The organism is Cupriavidus sp. 207A1 (genome assembly GCF_057798955.1).
Genome location: NZ_JBYOJO010000017.1, coordinates 136,291 through 156,908, shown reverse-complemented (window position 1 = coordinate 156,908; position 20,618 = coordinate 136,291). Strand labels below are relative to the sequence as shown.

Annotated in this window: 15 protein-coding genes; 11 read left to right on the top strand and 4 right to left on the bottom strand. The window is 69.4% G+C overall.

The genetic code is table 11. The features are described 5' to 3' along the window. A partial coding sequence (locus AC3FMM_RS26495) for a carboxyl transferase domain-containing protein (RefSeq protein ID WP_488687697.1) occupies positions 1 to 1,517 on the bottom strand: 1,517 nt, incomplete at its 3' end. 56 nt (positions 1,518 to 1,573) lie between these two features. Further along, positions 1,574 to 3,298: an AMP-binding protein gene (locus AC3FMM_RS26490; RefSeq protein ID WP_488687696.1), complete on the bottom strand. Its 1,725-nt coding sequence runs from the start codon at positions 3,296 to 3,298 to the stop codon at positions 1,574 to 1,576. Positions 3,299 to 3,642: 344 nt separating this feature from the next. Between AC3FMM_RS26490 and AC3FMM_RS26485 the strand changes: the two genes are divergently transcribed. From AC3FMM_RS26485 to AC3FMM_RS26435, 11 genes are all read left to right on the top strand, one after another. Further along, positions 3,643 to 4,338, top strand: a complete 696-nt coding sequence (locus tag AC3FMM_RS26485; protein ID WP_115711648.1) for a TetR/AcrR family transcriptional regulator — start codon at positions 3,643 to 3,645, stop codon at positions 4,336 to 4,338. A gap of 74 nt (positions 4,339 to 4,412) precedes the next feature. Beyond that, the gene (locus tag AC3FMM_RS26480; RefSeq protein WP_115709486.1) at positions 4,413 to 4,781 is read left to right on the top strand and encodes a VOC family protein; all 369 of its coding nucleotides are present in this window, start codon (positions 4,413 to 4,415) and stop codon (positions 4,779 to 4,781) included. A gap of 126 nt (positions 4,782 to 4,907) precedes the next feature. Then, positions 4,908 to 5,672 (top strand): cell envelope integrity protein TolA, encoded by a 765-nt coding sequence (tolA, locus tag AC3FMM_RS26475; RefSeq protein WP_115709484.1) that lies wholly within the window; start codon positions 4,908 to 4,910, stop codon positions 5,670 to 5,672. 200 nt (positions 5,673 to 5,872) lie between these two features. Continuing rightward, complete coding sequence (locus AC3FMM_RS26470) at positions 5,873 to 6,436, top strand: cysteine dioxygenase family protein (protein ID WP_488687695.1); 564 nt, start codon at positions 5,873 to 5,875, stop codon at positions 6,434 to 6,436. A 56-nt stretch (positions 6,437 to 6,492) separates the two neighbouring features. Beyond that, positions 6,493 to 6,951: an Lrp/AsnC family transcriptional regulator gene (locus AC3FMM_RS26465; protein WP_062799292.1), complete on the top strand. Its 459-nt coding sequence runs from the start codon at positions 6,493 to 6,495 to the stop codon at positions 6,949 to 6,951. Between the two features lie 329 nt (positions 6,952 to 7,280). Then, positions 7,281 to 9,245, top strand: a complete 1,965-nt coding sequence (rpoD, locus tag AC3FMM_RS26460) for an RNA polymerase sigma factor RpoD (protein WP_116312568.1) — start codon at positions 7,281 to 7,283, stop codon at positions 9,243 to 9,245. Positions 9,246 to 9,283: 38 nt separating this feature from the next. After that, positions 9,284 to 9,856, top strand: a complete 573-nt coding sequence (locus tag AC3FMM_RS26455; RefSeq protein ID WP_116312567.1) for a DUF2760 domain-containing protein — start codon at positions 9,284 to 9,286, stop codon at positions 9,854 to 9,856. Beyond that, positions 9,853 to 11,721, top strand: coding sequence for an Hsp70 family protein (locus AC3FMM_RS26450; protein ID WP_488687694.1), 1,869 nt, complete (start codon positions 9,853 to 9,855; stop codon positions 11,719 to 11,721). The genes AC3FMM_RS26455 and AC3FMM_RS26450 overlap by 4 nt, the downstream gene beginning before the upstream one ends. A 28-nt stretch (positions 11,722 to 11,749) precedes the next feature. Continuing rightward, a complete protein-coding gene (locus tag AC3FMM_RS26445) occupies positions 11,750 to 14,530 on the top strand; it encodes an Hsp70 family protein (protein ID WP_488687700.1) in 2,781 nt (926 codons plus the stop codon). Positions 14,531 to 14,684: 154 nt separating this feature from the next. Next, a complete protein-coding gene (locus AC3FMM_RS26440; protein WP_414249152.1) occupies positions 14,685 to 15,386 on the top strand; it encodes a protein-L-isoaspartate(D-aspartate) O-methyltransferase in 702 nt (233 codons plus the stop codon). Between the two features lie 40 nt (positions 15,387 to 15,426). After that, the gene (locus tag AC3FMM_RS26435; protein ID WP_488687693.1) at positions 15,427 to 17,850 is read left to right on the top strand and encodes a spermine/spermidine synthase domain-containing protein; all 2,424 of its coding nucleotides are present in this window, start codon (positions 15,427 to 15,429) and stop codon (positions 17,848 to 17,850) included. A 30-nt stretch (positions 17,851 to 17,880) separates the two neighbouring features. On the opposite strand, the gene AC3FMM_RS26430 is transcribed toward AC3FMM_RS26435, so the two are convergent. Both AC3FMM_RS26430 and aspT read right to left on the bottom strand, forming a co-directional pair. Continuing rightward, on the bottom strand, positions 17,881 to 18,759 hold the full coding sequence (locus AC3FMM_RS26430) for a class II glutamine amidotransferase (RefSeq protein WP_115680231.1): 879 nt from the start codon (positions 18,757 to 18,759) through the stop codon (positions 17,881 to 17,883). Positions 18,760 to 18,888: 129 nt separating this feature from the next. After that, positions 18,889 to 20,586, bottom strand: a complete 1,698-nt coding sequence (gene aspT, locus AC3FMM_RS26425; protein ID WP_488687692.1) for an aspartate-alanine antiporter — start codon at positions 20,584 to 20,586, stop codon at positions 18,889 to 18,891. Positions 20,587 to 20,618: the final 32 nt, after the last annotated feature.

The window sequence follows — 20,618 nt, the reverse complement described above, 5'->3', positions numbered from 1 at the left end:
GGATCGATCACGCCGTCGTCCCACAGCCGCGCGCTGGCGTAGTACGGGTGGCCCTGGTGCTCGTACTGGTCGCGGATCGGCTGCTTGAAGGCGTCTTCCTCCTGCGCGCTCCACTGGCCGCCCTTCGCTTCGATGCCGTCCCGGCGCACCGTCGCCAGCACGCTCGCGGCCTGCTCGCCGCCCATCACCGAGATGCGCGCGTTCGGCCACATCCACAAAAAGCGCGGCGAATACGCGCGCCCGCACATGCCGTAGTTGCCCGCGCCGAACGAGCCGCCGATGATCACCGTGAACTTGGGCACCTGCGCGGTCGCCACCGCCGTCACCATCTTGGCGCCGTTGCGGGCGATGCCCTCGTTCTCGTACTTGCGCCCCACCATGAAGCCGGTGATGTTCTGCAGGAACACCAGCGGGATCTTGCGCTGGCAGCACAGCTCGATAAAGTGCGCGCCCTTGAGCGCCGACTCCGAGAACAGGATGCCGTTGTTGGCGACGATCCCCACCGGATAGCCCCAGATGCGGGCGAAGCCGCACACCAGCGTGGTGCCGTAGCGGGCCTTGAACTCGTCGAACTCGGAGCCGTCGACCAGGCGCGCGATCACCTCGCGCACGTCGTACGGCTTGCGCGTATCGGTCGGGATCACGCCATACAGCTCTTCCACCGGATACAGCGGCTCGACCGGCTCGTGCAGACGGATCTGGTCCGGCTTGCGCCGGTTCAGGTGCTGCACGATGTTGCGCGCCAGGCTCAGCGCATGATGGTCGTTCTGCGCGAAATAGTCGGCCACGCCGGACAGCCGCGTATGCACGTCGGCGCCGCCCAGGTCCTCGGCGCTGACTTCCTCGCCGGTGGCGGCCTTCACCAGCGGCGGGCCGCCCAGGAAGATGGTGCCCTGGTTCTTGACGATGATCGACTCGTCGCTCATCGCCGGCACGTAGGCGCCGCCCGCGGTGCACGAGCCCATCACCACCGCGATCTGCGGGATGCCGCGCTTGGACAGGTTGGCCTGGTTGTAGAAGATGCGGCCGAAGTGGTCGCGGTCGGGGAAGACCTCGTCCTGGTTGGGCAGGTTGGCGCCGCCCGAGTCGACCAGGTAGATGCACGGCAGGTGGTTTTCCTCGGCGATCTCCTGCGCGCGCACATGCTTCTTGACCGTCATCGGGTAATACGTGCCGCCCTTGACGGTGGCGTCGTTGCAGACGATCACGCATTCCTGCCCGGCCACGCGGCCGATGCCGGTGATGATGCCGGCGCCGGGCGCGGCATCGTCGTACATGTCGTACGCGGCCAGCTGCGACAGCTCGAGGAACGGCGTGCCGGGATCGAGCAGCTGCTGCACGCGCTCGCGCGGCAGCAGCTTGCCGCGCGCCAGGTGCTTGTCGCGTGCGGCCGCGCCGCCGCCTTCGGCCAGCTTGGCGATCTTTTCCTGCAGGTCGGCAACCAGGTCCTGCATTGCCTGCGCATTGGTCCTGAACGACTCGGAGCGGGCGTTCAGCTTGGTTTCAATTACCGCCATAGGGGCCTCGGGCAGTCGGTTATCGGTTGTGTAGGGTTATCTCTCGGGCCCGGCGCTCAGGCCGTCCTGGATTCATCGAGGTTCAGTTCACGCACCATCTGGTCGCGCATCACGAACTTCTGCACCTTGCCGGTCACGGTCAGCGGCATCTCGTCGACAAAGCGGATATAGCGCGGAATCTTGTAGTGCGCAATCTGGTCGCGGCAGAACGCGCGGATCTCGTCTTCGGTGGCGCTCTCGCCCGGCTTCAGCACGATCCACGCGCACACCTCCTCGCCATACCTGGCATCGGGCACGCCGAACACCTGCACTGCCTGCACCTTGGGATGGCGGAACAGGAATTCCTCGATCTCGCGCGGATAGATGTTCTCGCCGCCGCGGATCAGCATGTCCTTCACGCGGCCGACGATATTGCAGTAACCCTCTTCGTCGATGGTGGCCAGGTCGCCGGTGTGCATCCAGCCGTCGCGGATGGCTTCGGCGGTGCGGGCCTCGTCGTCCCAGTAGCCGAGCATCACCGAATAGCCGCGCGTGCACAGTTCGCCCTTCTCGCCCACCGGCACGGTCGCGCCGGTGGCATCGACGATCTTGACTTCCAGGTGCGGCTGGACCCGGCCCACCGTGGTGGTGCGCTTGTCGAGCGGATCGGTGGTGCTGCTCTGGAACGACACCGGGCTGGTCTCGGTCATGCCGTAGGCAATGGTCACCTCGGACATGTTCATCTGCGCCACCACGCGCTTCATGGTCTCGATCGGGCATGGCGAGCCGGCCATGATGCCGGTGCGCAGCGAGGAGAAGTCGTAGTCGGCGAAGCGCGGATGGTCCAGCTGCGCGATAAACATCGTCGGCACGCCGTGCAACGCGGTGCAGCGCTCTTCGCTGACCGCGCGCATGGTGGCCTCGGGGTCGAAGGCCTCGCCCGGGAACACCATCGCCGCGCCGGTCGACACGCACGCCAGCACCGACAGCACCATGCCGAAGCAGTGGTAGAACGGCACCGGGATGCACAGCTTGTCCTGCTCGGAGAAGCGCATCGCCATGGCGATAAAGCGCGCGTTGTTGACGATATTGCGATGCGTCAGCGTGGCGCCCTTGGGGGCACCGGTGGTGCCGCTGGTGAACTGCACGTTGATCGGGTCATGGCGGTCGAGCTGCGCCGTGATGCGGTCGAGCTCCGTCCGCGCCACGCCGGCGCCGCGCGCCAGCACCTCGGCATAGCGGATCATGCCCGGAGTCTCGCCCTCGCCCATGCGGATCACCCAGCGCAGCGACGGCAGCCGCGCGGCCTGCAGCGCGCCCGGCGCGCTGGTGGCCAGCTCCGGCGCCAGCGCCTGCAGCATCTCGAGGTAGCGCGACGTCTTGAAGGCCTCGGCGGCAACGATGGCCTTGACGCCAACCTTGTTCAGCGCGTATTCCAGCTCCGCCAGCCGGTATGCCGGATTGATGTTGACCAGCACCAGGCCCAGCCGGGCGGTGGCGAACTGCGTCACCAGCCACTCCACCCGGTTCGGCGCCCAGATGCCGACGCGATCGCCCCGGGACAGGCCGAGCGCGTGCAGCCCGGCCGCCAGCGCATCGATGGCGTCGGCAAACTCGCGCCAGTCCCAGCGCACGCCCTGCTCGCGAAAGACCACGGCCTCGCGTTCCGGGAACGCTGCCACGGTCTGCGCCAGCAGCGCCGGCACGGTCTGCTCGGACAGCGCAATGCTGGTGTCGCCTCGGACGTGCGACAGCCCGCCGATCGGCAGAATGGTGGGAAGCGGCTCTCCCTGCATCTTCATCGTTGTCTCCAAAGCGCGTCGGTTTCGACTTGAGTTGAGCGAAACTCAAGATCACGAATATCGCCGGGGTGAATCGCTCAGTCGGGGTTAACCCCGTGAAGCTGCTGCTAGTGCTGCCGGATGGTCATTCGACTTCCGGTCTCGTCACAGCGGAATGACGAAAAGGTATACGGGCCGGCCGGAAAATTCAACATTAATTTGAGGCTTACTCAACTTCGCGTGAAATGGAGTACGATGTGACGGCATTGCGCGGCAACCGCCTGGTCCGCGCTGCCGCAGTTCCGCACCCCCCAATCGGGGATGCGGCCTATCATTCGCGCTTTCGCCTGCCGGGAACCGCCACCATGGAAGACAACGCCGCCACCCGCCGGATCCCGTCCGGCGCCAGGGCGGAACAACGCATCCGTGACATCCTGCGCGTCAGCCGCGAGGTGTTCGCCGAACTGGGCTACGACAAGACCACCACCACCGAGATTGCCCAGCGCCTGGGCGTGTCGGAGGCCACGGTGTTCACGTACTTCCAAAGCAAGCGCAAGCTGTGCGTGCGGGTCATCGAGGACTGGTACGACGAAATCATCGACGCGGTCGAGCGCGGCATGCCGCGGCACCAGAGCACCAGGGACCAGCTGGCGTTCTACGTGAAGACGCACCTGCGCCTGTTTCTGATCCAGGGCACCGGGCTGTGCGCGCTGGTGTTGTCCGAAGGACGGGCCAAGGGGCCGGACCTCGGGCAGGAGTTCGTGCCGCTGCAGCGCCGCTATACGGCGCCGCTGATGGAACTGCTGGCGCGCGGCCGCGAACATGGCGAGATTCGCGCCGACCTGCCGCTGAGCCTGTTGCGCTCCGCCATCCTGGGGCCGATGGAGCATATCCTGTGGGATGCCATCGCGCGCGAGCGCGAGGTCGATATCGACAAGACCGCCGCGGGCATGGTGGCCCTGCTGTGGCCCGCGCTGCAGCCGGCCAATATCGAGCTGGAAGCGCTGCGCGCGTTCCATGGCGAAGTCGGCGCGGCGTTGCGCAAGCTGGACGGCGCCTGACCCGATCCCCCGGCCAAACCGGCGATTTCCTTGTACGCTGGAGGAGGCATCCACCCCAGCACGGAGATTGCGACATGGCCGTCCAGCTTAACCACACCATCGTCTTCTCTCACGACAAGCAGGCCTCCGCGGACTTCCTGTGCGAGGTCCTGGGCCGTCCGCCAGCCGAGCCGTTCGGCCCCTTCCTCGGCGTGGCGCTAGACAACGGCGTGACCCTCGACTTCATGGACGCGGAAGGCGAGATCGCCATGCAGCACTATGCCTTCCTGGTCAGCGACGCCGAGTTCGACCACGGTTTTGCCCGGGTCCGCGCGCACCGGCTCACGTACTGGGCCGACCCGTACCGGCGGCGCCCCGGCGAGGTCAATACCGATGACGGTGGCCGGCGCATCTATTTCGAGGATCCCAGCAAGCACTTCCTCGAGATCTTCACCAGGGGCTGAAGCCCGCGCGGCCTTGCCGTGCCTTTGGCGAGACAACGGCGGGCGCAGCCTGCGCCGCCCTGCCTTGGTTGATGCGGTTGCGCCTCATAGAATGAAATGGCCTGGTTTCCGCCGCACCCAAGGACCATGCAGACCGCCGCCTATCCCTACCAGCCCGTGCGCGAGCGGCGCACGCTGACCTGCTTCCTGCTGGCCCTGCTCATGCACCTGCTGCTGGGGGCCCTGCTGTACTACGGCGTGCGCTGGCGCAACGCCGTGCCCACCGGCGTCGCGGCGGAACTGTGGGAGCCCGTCCCCGAAGCCACCGCGCCCGAACCTGCCGTCAAGCCGGCGCCGGTGCCGCAGCCCGTCGAGGAAGAAGACGCCGATATCTCGCTGCAGGAAAAGCAGCGCAAGGCCAGGCAGGCCGAGCGCGAGGCCGAGCAGGCGCGGCAGCGTGAAAACCAGGCCCGCGCCGAAGCGGCACGCAAGGATGCGCAACGCAAGGCCTCGGAGGCGCAGCGCCAGGCCAGCAACGCCGAGCGCCAGGCCGAACTGGCCCGCCTGCGCGCGCAGGCCGGCGGTGCCGGCGCCACGGCCAACACCGGGGCCGGTTCCGGCTCGTCGGCCAGGCCGTCCTCGGGCTATGCCGAGCGCGTGCGCCAGCGGGTCAAGCCCAACATCATCTTCGACGAGGATGTCGCCGGCAATCCGGCGGCGGTGGTCGCCGTGCACATGGCGCCCGACGGCTCGCTGCTGTCGACGCGGCTTGCCAAGTCCAGCGGCAATGCCGGCTGGGACAACGCGGTGCTGCGCGCGGTGCAGCGCTCCGATCCGCTGCCGCGCGACAGCAACGGCGTGGCGCCGTCCAATATCCTGATCACGTTCTGGCCCAAGGACGAAGGCGGCTAGGCCGTCGCCGCCCCAGGCGCCCCCGCAACCCGCAGCGGGCGTTATCGCGCCAACCGCGACCCGATAGAACAAAATTCCAATAATTCGCGGTCTACAGGAATAGCATTACAATTCCAGCCTACCTGGAAGGACAAATCGCATGCCTGTGCTACCGCCGGTCCATATCATGAACAGACAAGAACAAGCCGACGAAGCCAGCCATGACGACCGCCTCCCCCGTTACTGCCTCTCCTCTTGCCGCCGCCCGCCCGGCCGGCGCCCCGCTCGACCGGCTGGCGCTAGACCTCGCCGACATCTTCAGCAACAGCGCGCGCCTGGTTGCCAGCCACATCGCGCAGCATCTGCCCGACACCGAAACGCTGCTGGCGGCGTTGCCGCCGGGGGCCTTGCTGGGCTCAGCCGACACCTATACCCGGCACCTGGTCTACGGCGATCCGCTGGAACGCTTCTCGGCCATGGTGCTGGTCTGGCTTCCGGGCCAGGCCAGCCCGGTGCATGGCCACCGCACCTGGTGCGCCTACCGCGTGCTGCGCGGCACGCTGACCGAGCAGCACTACCGGTGGGATCCCGCCAGCCGGCATGCGCACCATGCCAACACCGTCACGCGCAGCGCCGGCGATACCTTCAGCGTGCCGGGCGGCCTGCAGCATATCCACGCGCTCGGCAACGCCAGCGAGGAGATCGCGCTTTCCCTGCATCTCTACGGGGTCAGCCGCGACCATATCGCGACCGGCGTGAACCTGCTGGTGCCCGCCGACGCCTAGCCGACCCGCTTCGCGCCTGGTGCGGGCGCACCCTTTCCACCTGACCGCCACGCGCCATGGACCGCTACGACAAACAGATCCTCGCCCTGCTGCAGGAAGACGCCACCTTGCCGGTGGCGGAAATCGGCGAGCGGGTCGGCCTGAGCTCGACCCCGTGCTGGCGCCGCATCCAGAAGCTGGAGGAAGCCGGCCTGATCCGCAAGCGCGTGGCGCTGCTCGACGCCGCCAAGCTCAATGCAGGCGTCACGGTGTTCGTCTCCGTCCGCACCAGCCAGCACAACGTGAAATGGCTCAAGCAGTTTCACGGACTGGTGTCGTCGATCCCGGAAGTGACCGAGTTCTATCGCATGGCGGGCGACACCGACTACCTGCTGCGCGTGGTGGTGCCGGATATCGCCGCCTACGACCGCGTCTACAAGAAGCTGATCCAGGGCGCCGAGCTGGCCGATGTCAGCTCCAGCTTCGCGATGGAGCAGATCAAGTACACCACCGCGCTGCCGCTGGACTATGCCTGAGGCGGCACTTGGCTGGCCGTAGCGCGGCGGCCCGGTGCGGAATTTCTCGCAATTTCCGCCATGGCAGCGGCTTCTGCCGCGCTTTTCGGCCCATCCTGTTGCAAATACCACGCATTCCGGCAGACTAGCCGCCACGCATTCCGGGCCCGGAACCTGCTGCGACGCAGCAATGGCTGTAGAATATGCGGCCCCTATTCAAACGGCCGCGGCCAACGGTTATCCGCCCCGCCCCCGCCGAACCCCACGCGAGCCTTGACAGCAGGTTGGAATCACGCGCGCCCTCGTGCGCACTGCCGTCGACACGCGATGCACGAAGGAAACAGCAGTCAATGACAAGTGGCGCACAACGAACGGCAGCCAAAACACGAGCAGCAGCAGTCAAGGACAACGGCCAGGCCAGCCCGGCCGCGGCACACACTGATCCGACGGCCGAAGCCGCCGCGCGCAGCCAGCAGCTGCGCGCGCTGATCCAGCTGGGCAGGCAGCGCGGCTACCTGACGCACGCGGACATCAGCGACCACCTGCCCGAGAACTTCACGGATACGGCCGCGATGGAAAGCATCGTCGGCACCTTCGCCGAGATGGGCGTGAAGATCTACGAGCAGACCCCGGATGCCGAGACCCTGCTGCTGAGCGACGGCCCGGTGGTGGCCTCCGACGAGCAGGCCGAAGAGGAAGCCGAGGTGGCGCTGGCCACCGTCGATTCCGAGTTCGGCCGCACCACCGACCCGGTGCGCATGTACATGCGCGAAATGAGCTCGGCCACGCTGCTGACGCGCAAGCAGGAAGTCGAGATCGCCAAGCGCATCGAGGAAGGCCTGAACAACATGGTCCACGCGATCTCGGCGTGCCCGTTCACCGTCGCCGCCATCCTCGAGCTGTCGGCCAAGGTCGCCGCCAACGAGATCGGCATCGACGACGTGGTCGACGGGCTCAGCGACGAGACCATCGCCGAGCCCGCCGCCGCCGCGGATGACGCCGACGACAGCAGCCTCGACAGCGCCGACGAGTCCGACGAAGACGACGACGACAGCGCCGATGAAGGCAGCAGCGCCCAGCAAAGCGCCGAAGCCGACCTGGCCCGGCTGCGCGACGAATGCATGAAGCGCTTCGCGCGCGTCGCCGAGCAGTTCGAGCGCATGCGCGCCGAAAGCGAAGCCGGCCGCGCGGCCGCACCGGCCTTCGCCGCCGCGCGCGACGCGGTGCGCGAGGAGCTGCGCACGATCCGCTTTACCGCCCGCACCATCGAGCGCCTGTGCGCCAACGTCCAGGGCATGGTCGACGAGGTGCGCGCGATCGAGCGCCAGGTGGTGCAGCTGCTGGTCGAGCGCTGCGGCATGGAACGCGAGGACGTCGTCGCGCGCTTCCCCGGCAACGAGACCAATCTCGCCTGGGGCCAGGGCCTGGCCGCCGAAGGCCGCCCCTACAGCGCCGCGGTCGCGCGCGCGCTGCCTGACCTGGAAGCCCACCAGCAGAAGCTGATCGACATCCAGGCCCGCGCGGCGCTGTCGCTGGCCGAGCTGAAGTCAGTCAACCGCAAGATGCTGGCCGCCGAGCGCCAGATGCGCCAGGCCAAGCACGAGATGACGCAGGCCAACCTGCGCCTGGTGATCTCGATCGCCAAGAAATACACCAACCGCGGCATGCAGTTCCTGGACCTGATCCAGGAAGGCAACATCGGCCTGATGAAGGCGGTCGACAAGTTCGAGTACCGCCGCGGCTGGAAATTCTCCACCTACGCCACCTGGTGGGTGCGCCAGGCGGTCACGCGCGCCATCGCCGACCAGGCCCGCACCATCCGCGTGCCGGTGCACATGATCGAGCAGATCAACAAGCTCAACCGCCTGTCGCGCGAGATCATGCAGCAGACCGGCAAGGAACCCGATCCGGCGGTGCTGGCCGAACGGCTGGACATGACCGAGGACAAGGTGCGCTCGATCATGAAGATCGCCAAGGAGCCGGTGTCGATGGAGACCCCGGTGGGCGAGGACGGCGACACCAGCCTGGGCGACATGATCGCCGACTCGGACACCGCCACGCCCGCCGACGCCGCCCTGCAGGCCGGCCTGCGCGCGGTGGTGCGCGAGATGCTCGACGAGCTCTCGCCGCGCGAAGCCAAGGTGCTGCGCATGCGCTTCGGCATCGACATGTCGACCGACTACACGCTGGAAGAAGTCGGCAAGCAGTTCGATGTCACGCGCGAGCGGATCCGCCAGATCGAAAGCAAGGCGATGAAGAAGCTGCGGCATCCCAGCCGCGCGGACCAGTTGATCACCTATCTGCGCGACGCCTGAGCGGTCCTCCGCCATCCGCGCACAGAGGAGTGTTATCCATGCCTGACCCGAACCTCTCTTTCTTTGGCAGGCTCTCGCTTGCCATGGGCACGTTCTTCGCCATCCTGGGCGACCGCGACCTGGCTGCAGGCATCAAGCGCCTGCGCGCGGGCGAGGCCGCTGCGCCGGCGGCCCCGGTGAGCGCCCCCGCGCCCGCGCCGGTTGCTGAACCGGCGCCCGCGCTGAAGGAAGCCAGCCCGGTGGCCGCGCTGCAATTGCTCGGACTGCTGCAGCGCGATGCCCGCTTCGTCGACTTCGTCGAGGAAGACATCACGCGCTATGCCGACGCCGAGATCGGCGCCGCCGCGCGCCTGGTGCACGATGGCTGCCGCGCGGTGCTGCGCGAGCATTTCACCATCCGGCCGGTGCGCGAGGAAGCCGAGGGCAGCCGCGTCACGCTGGCCGACGGCTTCGATGCCAGCGCGATCCGCCTGACCGGCAACGTGGTGGGCAGCGCGCCGTTCCATGGCGCCATCAGCCATCGCGGCTGGAAGGTCGAAGACGTGCGCCTGCCGCGCCTGGCCGAGCGCCACGACGCCAGCGTGATCGCCCCCGCCGAGGTGGAGCTATGAGCGAGGCCCGCTATGCCACCGGCCAGGCCCGCTATGCCATCGGCATCGACCTGGGCACCACCCACAGCGCGGTCTCTTACGTCGACCTGGCCGCCAGCGATGGCGAGAAGACCAGCCAGCGCGTGCTGCCGGTCACGCAGCTGACCGCGCCCGGCGCGGTCGAGGATCTCGACCTGCTGCCCTCGTTCCTGTACCTGCCGCACGAAAGCGAACTGGCGCCGGGCGACCTGAACCTGCCATGGAGCGCCACGCGCGACTTCGCGGTCGGCGAGATGGCGCGCAGCCGCGGCGCGGGCACGCCGATCCGGCTGGTGTCCAGCGCCAAGAGCTGGCTGTGCCATGCCGGGGTCGACCGCCGCGCGGCGATCCTGCCCGCCGACGCGCCGCCGGAGGTGCCGCGCGTGTCGCCGCTAGAGGCTTCGGTGCGCTACCTGACGCACCTGCGCGAAGCGTGGGACCAGGCCCATCCCGACGCGCCGTTCGGCGAGCAGGACATCACCGTGACGATCCCCGCGTCGTTCGATCCTGCCGCGCGCGAACTCACCGCCGAGGCCGCCGCGGCGGCCGGCTATGCCCGCATGACCCTGCTCGAGGAGCCGCAGGCCGCGCTCTACAGCTGGATCCAGAAAAGCGCCGGCCAATGGCGCAAGCAGGTCAAGGTGGGCGACATCATCCTGGTGGTGGATGTCGGCGGCGGTACCACCGACCTGTCGCTGATCGCGGTGATCGAGCGTGACGGCAACCTGGAACTGCATCGCATCGCGGTCGGCGACCATATCCTGCTGGGCGGCGACAACATGGACCTGGCGCTGGCGCACGTGGTCGCGCGCAAGCTGGCGGCGCAGGGCACGCAGGCCGACCCGTGGCAACTGCGCGCGCTGACCTACGCCTGCCGCGCCGCCAAGGAAACCTTGCTGACCGACCCGGCCACCGACAGCGTGCCGCTGGTCGTGCCCAGCCGCGGCGCGAAGCTGATCGGCGGCTCGATCCGCACCGAACTGACCCGCGCCGAACTGACCCAGACCATTCTCGAAGGGTTCTTCCCGCAAGTCGACGCCGCGGCGCGCCCCGTCACCCGGGCCCGTGCCGGCCTGACGCAGCTGGGCCTGCCCTACGCGCAGGACGCGGCCATCACGCGCCACCTGGCGGCGTTCCTGGGCCGGCAAGCAGGCGCGCTGGCCGAGATCGAAGGCCTGCAGGCCACGCAGCCGGAAGGCGCCAGCTTCCTGCGCCCCACCGCCGTGCTGTTCAACGGCGGCGTGTTCAAGTCGGGCCTGCTGGTCGAGCGCATCCTGCAGACGCTCAACGGCTGGCTCGCTGCCGAGGGCGCGGCCCCGGCGCGCCTGCTCGATGGTGCCGAACTGGACCTGGCGGTGGCGCGCGGCGCCGCCTATTACGGCTATGTGCGGCGCGGCAAGGGCGTGCGCATCCGCGGCGGCACCGCACGCGCCTACTACGTCGCGGTGGAATCGTCGATGCCCGCCGTGCCGGGCTTCGAGCCGCCGATCCAGGCGCTGTGCGTGGCGCCGTTCGGCATGGAAGAAGGCACCGAGGCCGAGCTGCCGCCGCAGGAGTTCGGCCTGGTGGTGGGCGAACCGGTGCATTTCCGCTTCTTCGGCTCATCCGTGCGGCGCCAGGACCAGGTCGGCACCCTGCTCGACTTCTGGGGGCCGGAGGAGCTGCAGGAACTGGAAGAAATCCAGGCGACGCTGCCCGCCGAAGGCCGCACCGCCGGCGAAGTGGTGCCGGTCAGGCTGCATGCGCGCGTGACCGAGGCCGGCACGCTGGAGCTCGAGGCGGTGCCGCGTGGCAGCGGCGAACGCTGGAAGGTGCAATTCGACGTGCGCGGCAACGCCGATGCCTGAAGCCGCGGCAGCGGCGATGAAGCAGTCGATGAAGCAATACATCGTCGGCATCGACCTTGGCACCAGCAACACGGTGGTGGCCTACGCCAGGGCCGGCTCCGACGATATCCGCGTGTTCGACATCGACCAGCTGGTCGCGCCGGGCGAGGTCGCGGCCCGCCCCCTGCTGCCGTCGGTGCGCTACCACGCGGCGTCGGGCGAGCTCAATGGCGATGACCTGCAGCTGCCCTGGCAATCGGCCGCCAGCGCAGCCGCGCGCCGCACCGTGTTCGGCCGCCTGGCGGCGACGCTGGGCGCGCAGGTGCCGGGCCGGCTGGTGGCCAGCGCCAAGAGCTGGCTGTCGCATGCCTCGGTCGACCGCACCGCGCCGATCCTGCCCTGGGGCGGCGAGGAGGATCTCGACAAGATTTCGCCGGTGGTCGCCAGCGCCAGCTATCTCGGCTACGTCTGCGCGGCCTGGAATCACCGCTTCCCCGACGCGCCGCTCGAACAGCAGGACGTGGTGCTGACCGTGCCGGCGTCGTTCGACGAGGGCGCGCGCGCGCTGACGCTGGAAGCCGCGCGCCTGGCGGGCCTGCCCGCGCTGCGCCTGCTGGAAGAGCCGCAGGCCGCGCTCTACGACTGGCTGTTCCACCATCGCCACACGCTGGAGCAGGACCTCGCGCAAACCCGGCTGGTGCTGATCTGTGACGTCGGCGGCGGCACCACCGACCTCACCCTGATCCGCGTGGCGATGCAGGACGGGCAGCCGCAGCTGACCCGTATCGGCGTGGGCAACCACCTGATGCTCGGCGGCGACAACATGGACCTGGGGCTGGCGCATCAGGTCGAAGCGCGCCTGGGCAAGGCAGAGCCGGCGCAGCCGCGCCTGTCGGCCGCGAGCCTGTCGCAGCTGGTGGCGCGCTGCCGCGCCGCCAAGGAACAACTGCTGGGCGCGGACGCGCCCGATGCCGTCAACGTGACGCTGCTGGGCGCGGGTTCCCGGCTGGTCGGCGGCGCGCGCTCGGTGCAGGTGACGCGGCAGGAAGTCGAGCAGCTGGTGGTCGATGGCTTTTTCCCCAACGTGCCGGCCAGCGAACGTCCCCGGCGCGCGCGCGGCGCCATCGTCGAGTTCGGCCTGCCCTATGCCGCCGATCCCGCCGTGACCCGCCACGTGGCCGCCTTCCTTGGCCAGCATGCCGCGCAGGCCCGTGCCGCGCTGGAGCTGGAGGGCGCGCCGGACGATATCCTGCCGGTGCCCGACACGCTGCTGCTCAACGGCGGCGTGTTCCGCGCGCAGGCGCTGGCCGACCGCATCGCCGACACACTCGGCGGCTGGCGCGGCGCGCCGCTGCAGGTGCTGCACAACGCCGATCCCGACATTGCCGTGGCGCGCGGCGCGGTCGCGTCTGCGCGCGCACGCGCCGGACAGGCGCCGCGCATCGGCGGCGGCTCGGCGCGCAGCTATTTCCTGGTGCTCGACGATGGCGCCACGGGCCAGCAAGGGATCTGCCTGCTGCCGCGCGGCACCGAGGAAGGCCACGAAATCCACCTCAGCGACCGCACCTTCGCCTTGCGGCTGGGGCACCCGGTGCAGTTCCACCTGGTGTCTTCGGTGGCCGAGACGCCCTACCGGGCCGGCGCGCTGACCGACCTGTCCGGCGGCGACTTCGTGCGCCTGCCGCCGATCGCCACCGTGGTGCCGACGCGCGGCGCCGGCGGCCCGCGCGAAACGCCGGTGCAGATCACCACGTCGCTGACCGAAGTCGGCACGCTCGAAGTCCACTGCATCAACACCGGCGATGCCGCGCAGCGCTGGCGCCTGGAGTTCCAGCTGCGCGGCAACGACGCCGCGGCGGCCGCGCCGGCGCCAACGGCCCACCCGTCTCTGCCGCAGGCTTTGGAGTTGATCGACCGCACCTTCGGCGCGCGTTCGCAGGAGGTCGGGCCGAAGGAGGTCAAGCGCCTGCGCGCGCAGCTGGAGCAGATCCTGGGCGCGCGCGAGCAGTGGGACAGCGCGCTGCTGCGCGAGCTGTTCGGCGCCTTGTGGGAACGCGCCAGGCGCCGCCGCCGCACGGCGGACCATGAGCGCCTGTGGCTTAACCTGGCGGGCTATTGCGTGCGCCCCGGCTTTGGCTACCCGCTCGACGAATGGCGCGTCGCGCAGCTGTGGTCGCAGTACGACCAGGGCATCCAGTACGTCAACGAAAGCCAGAACTGGTCGGAATGGTGGACGCTGTGGCGGCGCGCCGCCGGCGGGCTCGACGAAAGCGCGCAGCTGCGCCTGCTGGAAGACATGGCCTTCTACCTGCAGCCGCCGGGCAGCGCGCACTTCAAGAAGCCGGCCGGTCCCACCCGTGGCGGCTATGCCGACATGGTCCGGCTGGCCGGCTCGCTCGAGCGCCTGCCCGTCGACGCCAAGACCGAGCTGGCCGGCTGGCTGCTGACCCGGCTGCGCAAACCCTCCGAGAACAACCAGGGCTGGTGGGCGGTGGGCCGCATCGGCGCCCGCATGCCGTTCTACGGCAGCGCCCACAGCGTGGTGCCGGCCGACACCGCCGGCCAGTGGCTGGACGCCATCCTGGCGCTCGACTGGAAAAAGGTGGAGCCGGCCGCGTTCGCCGCGGTGCAGATCGCACGCCTGACCGGCGACCGCACCCGCGACCTGCCCGACGAGCTGCGCGCGAACGTGGTGCGCCGGCTGGAGGTCGCCAACGCGCCGCCGGGCTGGATCGCGATGGTGCGCGAGGTAGTCGAACTCGACGCCGCGGACGAGGGACGGGTCTTCGGCGAGGCGTTGCCGGCCGGACTCAAGCTGATCGCGGGCTAGCCCGCCCGGGGCGGCGAGCGCCCGCAAGCGCCTCGTTTGCCACTTGCCGGCGCCGGGGCAGGCGATGACCTACGATGACGGTAGGCTCCCCGGGGGTCCCATCGTGCAGCCGTTCACCCGCCATCCCTCTATCGTCTTGCTCGCCTTGCTCGCCATTGCCGCCATCGCATCGGCCGGGCTGTGCCGCGCCGACGACGCACGGCAGAAGCAGCGCGCGGAGATGGTCAGCGAGATTGTGGCGATCGACGCCGGCGCCGGCGTGCCCAACCGCAGCCACGGCATCGCCCCGGGCGTGATGGCCGTGATGGGCCAGGTGCCCCGCCATGAGTTCGTGCCGGACCCGCAGAAGCCGCACGCCTACGAGAACCGGCCGCTGCCCATCGGCCATGGCCAGACCATTTCGCAGCCGTATATCGTGGCGCTGATGACCGATCTGCTGCGGGTCCGGCCGGGCGACAGCGTGCTCGAGATCGGCACCGGCTCCGGCTACCAGGCCGCGGTGCTGAGCCAGCTGGCGCGCGCGGTCTATACCATCGAGATCATCGAGCCGCTCGGGCGCCAGGCCTGCGAGCGCCTGCAGCGGCTGGCCTACCGGCAGGTGGCGTGCAAGGTGGGCGACGGCTACTACGGCTGGGACGAGCATGCCCCCTATGACGCCATCGTCGTCACCGCCGCGGCCAGCCACGTGCCGCCGCCGCTGATCCGGCAGCTCAAGCCGGGCGGGCGCATGGTGATCCCGGTGGGCGCGCAGTTCCTGACGCAGTACCTGCTGCTGGTCGAAAAGTCCCCGGACGGCAGCGTCAGCACCCGGCAGATCCTGCCGGTGCGCTTCGTGCCGCTGGTCGGCAAGCACTGAGGCGCGGGCACCCGGCGGGACACCCCAGGCGATGAACGCGATGCCACGCCCGCCGCTGTTTGCCCTGGCCCTGCTCTCCGCCGCCGCGCTGGGTTATGAAATCCTGCTGATGCGGCTGCTTTCGATCATCCTGTGGCATCACTTCGCCTACATGATGATCAGCGTGGCCCTGCTCGGCTACGGCGCCGCGGGGGCGCTGGTGGCACTGGCGCAGCCGGGGCTGGTGCGGCATTTCGTGCCGGTGTTTGCCGGCGGCGCGCTGCTGTTCGGCATCAGCGCCCTGGTCTGCTTCGAGCTGGCGCAGCGCGTCGGCTTCAACCCGCTGGAAATCCTGTGGGAACCCACCCAGCCGCTGCGCCTGGTGGCGATCTACCTGCTGCTGTTCGTGCCCTTCCTGTGCGCGGCCACCAGCGTGTGCCTGGCCTTTGCCCGCTTCCCGCTGCAGGTACCCCGGCTCTACAGCTTCGACATCCTCGGCGCCGGGCTGGGTAGCCTGGGCATCATCGCCGCGCTGTTCGTGCTGGCCCCCATCGACGCCCTGCGCCTGGTCAGCATGACGGGCATGGCGGCCGCGGCGCTGGCCTGCATGGAATGCCGCTGGCATCGCCCGTGGCTGCCGGCGCTGCTGCTGGCGGCGGCAGCCTTACCCGCGGCCATCCCGGGCAGCTGGATGGCGTTGCGGCCGTCGGATTACAAGGAATTGAGCCAGCTGCTGCGCATCGGCGACGCGCGCGTGGTGGCGCAGCGCTCCAGTCCGCTGGGGCTGATCACGGTAGTCGAGAGTCCGTCGATCCCGCTGCGCCATGCGCCCGGACTCAGCCTGAACGCCACCGCGGAACCGCCGCCGCAGCTTGCGGTGTTTACCGACGGCGACGGCCTCAGCGCGCTCAACCGCCATGACGGCCGGCGCGAGCCGCTGGCCTACCTGGGCGACCTGACCTCGGCGCTGCCGTATCACCTGCTGCAGGCGCCGCCGCGCGTGCTGGTGCTGGGCAGCGGTGCCGGCGCCGACGTGCTGCAGGCGCTCTACCACGGCGCCAGCGCGGTCGATGCGGTCGAGCTGAACCCGCAGGTGATCGGGCTGGTGCAGGACCGCTTCGGCGCGTTCTCGGGCAAGCCGTACAGCGCGGCGGGCGTGCAGGTGCATGTCGGCGAGGCGCGCGGCTTCCTGGCCGCCAGCCGGCAGCGCTACGACCTGATCCAGGTGGCGCTGCTGGATTCCTTCAGCACCTCGTCGGCGGGCCTGTATGCGCTCTCCGAAAGCTACCTCTATACCGTGGAAGCGTTCGAGGCCTACCTGCGCCACCTGCGGCCCGGCGGCCTGCTGGCGATCACGCGCTGGGTCTCGCTGCCGCCGCGCGATATCCCGAAACTGTTCGCCACCGCCGTGGCGGCGATGGCGCGCGCGGGGGTGTCCGATCCGTCGCGCCGGCTGGTGCTGCTGCGCGGCTGGAAGACGGCCACGCTGGTGGTCAAGCACGGCGACTTCCAGCCCGCGGAAATCGGCGCATTGCTCGACTTCGGCCGCATGCGCTCGTTCGACGTCGAATACCATCCCGGCATCCGGCCCGGCGCGGCCAACCGCTACAACGTGCTCGACCAGCCAGACTTCTACGCCGCCGCGCAGGCGCTGCTCGGCCCCGAGCGCGAGCGCTTCCTGGCGCGCTACAAGTTCGACGTGCGGCCCGCCACCGACGACCGGCCCTACTTCTTCCACTTCTTCAAATGGCGCACGCTGCCGGAGCTGATCTCGCTGAAGGCGCAGGGCGGGCTGCCCTTGCTGGACTGGGGCTATCCGGTGCTGGTGGCAACGCTGCTGCAGGCCACGGCCGCGGCGCTGTTGCTGATCGGCGTGCCGCTGCGCGTGCTGCGGCGGCGCGCGCCAGCGTCATCGGTGCCGCTGGTGCCAGTAGCGCGCACTGGCTTCTACTTTGTCGCGGTCGGCCTTGGCTTCATGTTCGTCGAGATCGCCTTTATCCAGAAATTCATCCTGTTCCTGAGCCATCCGCTCTATGCCGTGGCGGTGGTGCTGTGCGCGTTCCTGTGCTTTGCCGGGCTGGGCAGCCGCTTTGCCCCGCGCCTGCCGGCGCGCGCCGGGCCCGGGCGCGGCCGGCGCCAGGTGGCGCTGGCAATCGGCGGCGTGTGTGCCGTGGCGATGCTCTACCTGGTGGCGCTGCCTGAGGTGTTCCCGCGGCTGATTGCCTGGCCGGATCCCGCCCGGGTCGCCGTTGCGGTGGCACTGATCGCGCCGCTGGCCTTCCTGATGGGGATGCCGTTCCCGCTCGGGCTGTCCGGGCTCGCCCTGCGCGACGACAAGCTGGTGCCGTGGGCCTGGGGCATCAACGCCTGCGCCTCGGTGGTGGCGGCGGTGCTGGCCACGCTGCTGGCGATCCACGCCGGCTTTACCGTGGTGGTGCTGGTGGCGCTGCTGATGTACGCCACCGCCGCGCTGGCGTGCCCCTGAGGCTTGCGTGATGCTGCCAAGCCCGCGACCTCAGCCCGCGGCCGCGTTGCCCTGAACCACGTGCAATGCCGGCTGGCTCGGCAGGCGCGGCACGAAGCGGTGGCGGTCGATCTCGCCGCCGCGCGCAACCAGGATGGTGCCCTCGGGAATCTCCTCCCACACGCCCTGCACGTCGATCAGCGGCTCCGACAGGACCAGGAAGGCATCGTCGCCCGCCGCGGCGATGCGCGGGTCGTCCGGATAGAGCTCGCGCAACTGCCGGAACGAGGTGCTGTGGAACAGCGAGCGCGAGTTGGTCTCGCTCGAATAGCGCACCGCGACGATCTGCCGGCCGTCGGTCACGCAGACCGTCATGTTGAGCGGGAATTGCACGTCGTGGCGAAGGCCGACATCCTCGATCAGGCCGGCCATCTGTTCCAGCGCGCCGACCGGATCGCGCTCCAGGCCAAAGGTCAGCGCCAGGAAGAACATCACCTCGGAATCGGTCGAGCCCTCGATCCAGCGGAACAGGTGCGGCGCCACCGCCATCATCAGGTCGCGCCGCACCAGCGGATAGTCGCGGATCAGGCCGTTGTGGACGAACAGCCAGCGGCCAAAGCGGAACGGATGGCAGTTGGTTTCCTGCGTCGGCGTGCCGGTGGCGGCGCGCACGTGCGCCACGAACATCGGCGCGCGCACCGCCCTGGCGGTCTCGCGCAGGTTGGTGTCGCTCCACGCCGGATGCAGGCAGCGGTAGCGGAACGGCACCTCGGCATGGCGCCCGTACCAGCCGACGCCAAAGCCGTCGCCGTTGGTGGTGGTATGGCCCAGCCGGGAATTCAGGCTCTGGTCGATCAGCGAGTGTTCCGGCTGGAACAGCACCGTTTCCAATGCAACGGATCTGCCCGAGTACGCCAGCCAGCGGCACATATTGCTCCTCCTTGTCCTTTGCGGGTGCGGCGCGGTGCCCTCCGCCCCACCCATCAGTTGTAGGACGGCGCGGCGCGAACGGCAAAGAAATGGTCTGTCAGGCACCCGCCGGCGCCCGGCCAGCCGGACTCAGGTGAAGCGGTAGGCCAGCGAAATGATGATCGGCCCCAATACCGGCAGCATCACGTTGGCAATGGCATAGGTGATGGTGTAGCCCAGCAGCGGCACCGAACTCTGGCTGGCGGCCAGGATCGCGCTGATCGCCGGGGTGCTGACATGCTGCCCGGCAATCGCGCCGACCAGCAGCGGGCCTTCGATCCTGAGCAGCTTGTGCCCGATCCACAACGACAGGCACGCGGGAACCAGCGACACCGCCAGCCCGATCAGCGGCAGCACCGCGCCGTGCTCGCGGATCAGCGCGATCGCATCCGGCCCGGCCGACAGCCCGACGCAGGCGACGAACACCGCCAGCCCCAGGTCCTTCAGGATCTGCACCGCTGACGCCGGAAAGGTGCCGAGCGATGGCTTGCGCGACTGGGCCCAGCCGAACACCAGCCCGCTCAGCAGCGCCCCGCCGCCGCTGCCCAGCGAGATGTGCATGCCGCCCAGGCTCAGGCTCAGCGTGCCCACCAGCAGGCCGGCCAGGATGCCCACGCACAGGAACACCAGGTCGGTGACCTCGGAGGCCTTGGCCTCCACCCCGATGCCGGCAATGGCCTCGGACAGGGAAGGCTCCAGGCCGACGATCGTGATCACGTCGCCCAGCTGCAGCGGCGTCGAGCGCGTGATCGGCAGCGACAGGCCCGAGCGCCGCACTTCCAGCACCCAGACCTCGCGCAGCCGCCGCGGGCCGGCGAGGCGCGCCAGCTCGCCAAGGGTCTTGCCGTTGACGCGGCGCTTGTTCACCACCACCCGCTTCTCCACCAGCTGGATGGCATCGGTGTGCGCCTCGGGCAGCAGCACTTCCGGGCCGATCAGCGCGGCGGCCTTCAGCAGGTTGCTGCGGATGCCGACCAGGGCCAGGATATCGCCGGCCTGCACGGCGTCGTCATCGCCCAGCTCGATGCCGGCCCCGCCGCGCAGCACCTTGACCACCGACGCCCGGCCGCCGACCTGGTGTTGCAGCTGGCTGACAGTCATGCCGGCGGCCTGGTGCACCGAGTAGGCGCGCCCGATCAGCCGCGGCAGCGCCGGCTGAGTGGCCACGTCGTCGTCGGACGCGGCCTCCATGCGCGCCGCGACCTCGCGCGCGGCCTGGCGCAGGTCGATGCCCAGCAGCGCCGGCGCGATCTGGCTGGTGAAGAACACGATGCTGATCAGCCCGACCAGGTAGGTCAGCGTATAGGCGGTGGCGATATTGGCCTCGTAGCGGCCCACGGTGGCGGCATCCAGGCCGAGGTGCTTGAGCGCTTCGGCGGCGGTGCCCACCACCGCCGACTCGGTCGCGGCGCCGGCGGCCAGCCCGGCGGCGGTGCCCGGATCGAAGCCCAGCCAGGCCGCCGCGGCGAGCGCGATCGCCAGCACCACCAGCGCCTCCACCACCGGCAGCACCATATAGCGCAGGCTCGAGCGGTTCAGGTTGGCAAAGAACTGCGGCCCGCCGGAATAGCCCATGGCAAAGATGAACAGCGCGAAGGCCATGTCCTTCAGTTCGCCATGCATCTGGCAGCCGGTCTGCCCCATGAACAGTGCGACGATCAGCGTACCGCACACGCCTCCCAGCTGGATCGGTCCGACCCGCGCCTTGCCGACGAAGTATCCAAGTCCGACGGTGATGAACAGCACCAGCAACGGGTTGGCGGCAAGGAAATCAACGGTACAGGTCATGGGGGCGCGGGTTGGGTTCGGGGGAGCGGCTG

Coding starts and splice junctions, on each gene's coding strand:
- AC3FMM_RS26450 (WP_488687694.1), top strand. CDS start 9,853: ATGAGCGAGGCCCGCTATGCCACCGGCCAGGCCCGCTATGCCATCGGC.
- AC3FMM_RS26430 (WP_115680231.1), bottom strand. CDS start 18,759: ATGTGCCGCTGGCTGGCGTACTCGGGCAGATCCGTTGCATTGGAAACG.
- AC3FMM_RS26465 (WP_062799292.1), top strand. CDS start 6,493: ATGGACCGCTACGACAAACAGATCCTCGCCCTGCTGCAGGAAGACGCC.
- AC3FMM_RS26455 (WP_116312567.1), top strand. CDS start 9,284: ATGCCTGACCCGAACCTCTCTTTCTTTGGCAGGCTCTCGCTTGCCATG.
- AC3FMM_RS26435 (WP_488687693.1), top strand. CDS start 15,427: ATGCCACGCCCGCCGCTGTTTGCCCTGGCCCTGCTCTCCGCCGCCGCG.
- AC3FMM_RS26490 (WP_488687696.1), bottom strand. CDS start 3,298: ATGAAGATGCAGGGAGAGCCGCTTCCCACCATTCTGCCGATCGGCGGG.
- AC3FMM_RS26445 (WP_488687700.1), top strand. CDS start 11,750: ATGAAGCAATACATCGTCGGCATCGACCTTGGCACCAGCAACACGGTG.
- rpoD (WP_116312568.1), top strand. CDS start 7,281: ATGACAAGTGGCGCACAACGAACGGCAGCCAAAACACGAGCAGCAGCA.
- aspT (WP_488687692.1), bottom strand. CDS start 20,586: ATGACCTGTACCGTTGATTTCCTTGCCGCCAACCCGTTGCTGGTGCTG.
- AC3FMM_RS26485 (WP_115711648.1), top strand. CDS start 3,643: ATGGAAGACAACGCCGCCACCCGCCGGATCCCGTCCGGCGCCAGGGCG.
- tolA (WP_115709484.1), top strand. CDS start 4,908: ATGCAGACCGCCGCCTATCCCTACCAGCCCGTGCGCGAGCGGCGCACG.
- AC3FMM_RS26470 (WP_488687695.1), top strand. CDS start 5,873: ATGACGACCGCCTCCCCCGTTACTGCCTCTCCTCTTGCCGCCGCCCGC.
- AC3FMM_RS26480 (WP_115709486.1), top strand. CDS start 4,413: ATGGCCGTCCAGCTTAACCACACCATCGTCTTCTCTCACGACAAGCAG.